The 5,241-nt window shown below is 32.0% G+C and carries 5 protein-coding genes; all 5 read right to left on the bottom strand.

What is annotated here, in order from left to right; translation table 11 throughout:
* Positions 1-350, bottom strand: a 350-nt coding sequence (locus tag BSF41_RS23415) for a hypothetical protein (RefSeq protein WP_141248187.1), incomplete at its 3' end; no start/stop codon positions are given.
* 13 nt (positions 351-363) lie between these two features.
* On the bottom strand, positions 364-2,619 hold the full coding sequence (locus BSF41_RS23410; protein ID WP_172426970.1) for a hypothetical protein: 2,256 nt from the start codon (positions 2,617-2,619) through the stop codon (positions 364-366).
* 116 nt (positions 2,620-2,735) lie between these two features.
* Positions 2,736-3,215, bottom strand: a complete 480-nt coding sequence (locus tag BSF41_RS23405) for a DUF4280 domain-containing protein (protein WP_095931893.1) — start codon at positions 3,213-3,215, stop codon at positions 2,736-2,738.
* A 15-nt stretch (positions 3,216-3,230) separates the two neighbouring features.
* Entirely contained in the window at positions 3,231-4,094 is an 864-nt protein-coding gene (locus tag BSF41_RS23400; RefSeq protein WP_095931892.1) for a hypothetical protein, read from the bottom strand.
* An 11-nt stretch (positions 4,095-4,105) separates the two neighbouring features.
* Positions 4,106-5,104, bottom strand: a complete 999-nt coding sequence (locus tag BSF41_RS23395; RefSeq protein ID WP_095931891.1) for a TssN family type VI secretion system protein — start codon at positions 5,102-5,104, stop codon at positions 4,106-4,108.
* Positions 5,105-5,241 lie beyond the last annotated feature (137 nt).

Raw genomic sequence — 5,241 nt, 5'->3', positions numbered from 1 at the left:
AATATATAGTTATCATTTTTAATTGCAATTTCAGGGAACATTGCACTACGCAATACCAATATTTTATTATTATACTTCTCGATAGCAAAATTATAGACTTCATAAATTCTACTTTTAAATAACAAATCATTAGGAAATTTAAATCTTTTTGCAACCAAATCCTTTTTTGCCTTATCTGTAATTTTATTAGATAAAGTATCGTAGTTAATTTTTAGTCCATCTCCTTCATCTGAAATATTGTATGGGGCTTCATTTAAAACATTCATATTGCTTATTTTTTTATTATCTTTTTTTTCTTGACACGAAATTATACATAGAGAAATGATGCTAACTAATAATGATGTTTTCATAATTTTACTGATTTTAGATTCCTTTCCATTTCTTTGTTCCATAAGTATCATTCTCCCAAACTAATTCTTCAACATCTCTACTCTCGACAATAAATCGAACAGGTCTATTGTCTTCAAGGACTAAATCAGGAATATTATTAATGAAATTCTGAATTGGTGTAGTATTTCTTCCCGAGTTAAACGTAAAGCAACCAACAGAAAATCTAGGACAATATTGATGAAGAGCTATCCCACCTCTTTCACCATCAATACCATCAATGCCATTTGAGGATGATGCTATCTTACTTTCAGAGTCAATAACATAAATTCTATATTTTTGACCATCAAGCCCTGGGACTAAAAAATATTCTCCAGGGGGAATTTCATTATACTGACCAAATCTTTTGATAGAATGTCTAAATATAGCTCCATTAGAGCTTCTAACCTGATGTGTATCTCGGCTCAAATAAGTTGTATAGTCAGGGAGGGGCAATTCATTTGAAGCTTTGAGTTTTTTGTAGGTATCAAGACTCATGTTTTGATAAACAGATGTTTTATACATCATCCAATATATATTCTGAGCAGGATCTCTTTCTCGCTTCTTATCTGTACCAGAAACTACGACCACAGTCCCCTCTTCTATTTTAATTTCTTCTCCTGATTTACAAAGATTAACTTTCAGAATTGAGATTGCATTTTTAAAATATCGTTGACGCTCGGTCAAACCACTTTTCTTCGCATTAATCTTCACAGTAACATTTGTTACTGCATCAGAACTATTCTCATTTGCAACAGAATTTATATTATACTTGCCCCAATAAGCCAATGCACTCGTTATGGCATCTTTTGGATTATTTTTCAATTTATACGGGTTATCTCCATCTGTCCAATCTACATCAGGTTCGTTATCAACCTTCATATGAGTATTGAAATATCTCGCTAGGTTTTGATAATTCTCCTTCCATGTAATCTGTTTAAACCCTTTCCCGCTATACAACCATCCGTCGCCTGGGTTTACGTGTAATCTGCCTAGCGGGTGTGTATGTCCATATATTGCATTAGCCAATTTAATTTGTTGATTCAAGGTAAGCCCAGGCGTAGGCGCTAGATTAATTCTTCCCAACCTTTTCGCCTCGGTTTCTTTTTCACGGCGAGTTTGAAATTGGTTGAAATATGAAGAAAACTCACCTATAAGTTTTTCCCAATACCAATTAAAGTTTTCCTGCAAACTGTAAAATTTACTTTCTTGAGAAATTTGAGCTAAAAAGTGAGCCTTTCGTATACAAGTATTTATACCAACTTTTTTACGATAAATATTTAAATAAGGAAGAGCGGCTCTTATCATGGTTTCATCCTCAATTAAACAATTGTTTCTTTTGTCTACACAAATCTTTTTAATGTCGTCGAGTGTAATATCCTTATCACAATTTAAACAACTTCCTTTTTTCTGATTCCACATGGAATCCCCAACATTAACCATTAGCAAACTATTTATAAATTCCTGTTGCGGGTCGTAATTAGCGGTAGGTTTTACATCTATTTTCTGTTCATGATAATCATGAGCTTTTTCATCTTTTTTTGCTATTCCTCTGGTTTCTTTTTTAGAAGGGCCTTTTTGTTCTACGGGAGATGTTTTTTGGGTTTCTGTTTCAGATGGTTTAGAAGCAGAAGTTTTTGAAAGTATATCTACTTTATAATCTGGGTTGATGACATTAATGTCTTGCGTAGGTTTCGAAACTTTTTTGTAAAACTCAGCAGTCACATAATATTCATGAAACGCGCCTTCGTTTGACTCGCCAGGTGCCGTTTTTGCATTGGCAAGCCATACTTTGCTGGTATCAAAAGTAAATTTGACATCTGCTTTTCCATTTAAAACATCGGCTTCTTTTGTTTCAATACTAATATCAGAAAGGTCTTTTTTTCCTCCGTCATTTTCCCATAAAGTTACGTTTATGCGAAATTTTTCCATATTAAGGCAATGCACGCGAGCTGTAATAGTTTCGCCATAGCTAAATAGTTTGGTAGGCTTTTTTCCAAGGTTGTCCAAAATTTCTACATGCAGTATTTTACTTTCCGCATTGCTTTTGGTTTTTATATCCAAAACTGCTTTTTCGCCATTGGCATCAACCAGCATTCTGATTCCTTTGCGAGCAAGGCTGGTTTGGGTAAATGTATACTCTACGGTCGCACCCGTTTTATTGTTTTTGGCCATTTTTGTCCATGTATCTCCCAATAATATCCAGACACTCCATTTAATATTTTCGTCGGGTGTATTTTCCAATGGCTCCATGAATTTTGATGGTGAAGAACTACCAAAAAAATCATGTATAGAGTAATATTCTTTTATCCCTATCACAGGATCGGGATTGCCATATATTTTTACTTTGCTCATAATTTTGTACTATTTTAATAACAATCAGAAAGCTGGTCTTCTAATTCATCAGGATTTAATAAAGGATTAATCTGCTTTAAGACATCACGATCTGCTTTTTGCATCTGCTGGCTTCCTACTTCAGCAATCTGTCCATGCTTAAAAATTTCTATACATTTTGGTCCACCTACAGGACATCCCGCTTTACTTTCTTCTGTTAAAATTTTGCCTTGATTGCTCAGTGTTACTTTCTCATAAGGATCATACCACTGGGATATTGTCGCCATACAAGGTTTATTGCCGCTTGAAGTAGGCTGTAAGGTACATTTGCCAAAAGTGCCATTCTTTAAGGTTTGATTGATATCTTTGGTTGTGGCTATGAGTTTTTTATTAGCTCCTTTGTCGTTGGCAAAATGTTTTTTTTGAGATTTTACTACTAAAATATCCGTGGCGCTTGGGTCTTCACTAAACTTGCATTTGCAACTAGCACCATCTACAACAACATGTTTCTCCATAATCTAGATTTTATATTATACTAAAAGTGATATCTTGCTATCTACTATAATTTTGCTCTCGTCTAAGTTTTTAACTTCAATTGTAATTTTTCTTTTCATATCAATTAAATCGCATTCCAAACGCAGTTCTTCAATGAGATAATTATTAGGATTCAAAAAATATTGGGCGTGGTAATATTCTTCAACGTGTTCATTTTCAGATTTTCCGCTTTGGGTTACTTCAATCTGATTTAGATCGTTTAGATAAGGATTAACTTTTTGAGTAATTAGAAACTCCAAATCATCAGTTTGGGCAATTGCAGGAAAATATAATTTTCGACTTGTTTCAAAAGTTTGAGTGTAGGCTCTGTGTATTCCGTTAAAATAAGCCCTCAAAAACCAGTTTCCCGAGAGTAGCTTTACTAATAAACTATTATCTTCAATTGCATTTTCAATATTTTTAGTCAGCTGCATAAAAATTTTGCCATCAAACAATTCTTTAATGCTGTCTTTTTGATTTTCCCAGCGTTCTTTTAGTTTATCATAACTGTTCAAGTCTATCCATTTGCCGTATTTATTTACGACTATTCGTAAAGGAAAAAGAAGTTCTGCAGTCTTTTCAGCAACGGTATATGCTCTTGTATCAATTATTTTTCCGTCTATAAATAGTTTCGATGTTTTACTTATCTCAATAAAATGATAATCGTCTTGTTTGGTATCGGGTTTCAATCTTAATAGACTGAAATTTTGTTTAAGAGTCTGTTTTTTTCCTTCCTTTTCAATTGTGTACAAAACCGAATAGTTGTGATTGAGTTCAAAAGGGTTAAAAGGAAGGAAATTATCCTGACTTACAAATAAAACAGGCTCTTTCTTCTTTTCCTTGTCATCTTCTTTTTTCATATGTAATCCATTTATTTTATAGGTCCTTCTTCTTCAGGTTCTTTTAATTCATTAATTTTTTCTTGTTCAGATTCTTCGTTATGCGAATCAGTATTGTATATTTTAGCATCAGGTTTTTTCTTATTTTCCGGAGGATCATTTTTTTCTGTTTTACGCTCACATATTATTACTGAGTTTTCATTTATCAGATTTGATCCCATATCTTTTAAAGCATCGACATATTTTGTTTTTTCGTACCATTTGGATTGGAGATGGAAAACCCAGTTATAGTTTTGTCTGTTTGGCATCATTAATTCAATCTGACTTTCTGAATTTTGTTTGTTATATCCGTTTACAGCAAGAAAAAACAAACGCCCAAATTTGACTCTGACGGGTACTTGTGCTCTAATAGAAATATATTCTTCATCACCATATTCTTTTTTAATTAAGAGTGTAATCAATAAAATACCTTTCATTTCATTGCTCTCAATTATTTTATAAGATTTGTTGGGTGTCCATGTAATGATTTTTTTTGTAGGTATCAACATCATTAAACAAAACACTTTATCAATAGCGGTAGGTATGATGAACATTATAAAGTGCCCACACATTAAAAAAGTAAAATTTAAACCGTTTAAAACGGTGTAAATAATGATAAACAATAAGCTTGAATACAAAGGGACAACTGATGCAAAAAGGAGTTCTATTATAAAACTCTTTAGCTTGAATTCCTTAAAATAATTGCGATAAATCCAAACATGAAGAATTCCAAACAGAAGAGATGTTATCTGATATAAAAGAAGTTCTCGACTAAGACTTGTAAATGGCTTATTATGACTTAAAAATGCAATAAGCACATAAATCAAAGCAAATGATAAAACATAGACATAGAATTTTTTTTTATACTCATTTGCAAAATCTTTTATTTTATCACTAATAAGTAAGGTAATTATTCCGCAAAGCGCGAATATCACAATTAAAAATATTATGATGTTGGTATCAATAAGATTTACTAAGTGTTTTTTAATCATTTTAGCATTACTTTAAACGCTCTTAAAATTAGTTACGCATCATTTTAAAAGAGCATTATTCAGCTACTAATGTAATATTTTTATTTCATTTTTATTTTAAAATTGTATAATTTTTCTTTCATTAATTGATATAAAAA

This window comes from Flavobacterium sp. ACN2 (genome assembly GCF_002303885.1).
In the GTDB taxonomy this organism is placed as follows: domain Bacteria; phylum Bacteroidota; class Bacteroidia; order Flavobacteriales; family Flavobacteriaceae; genus Flavobacterium.
The sequence above is the reverse complement of the archived record's forward strand: the minus strand, read 5'-3'. Positions and strand labels throughout refer to the sequence as shown.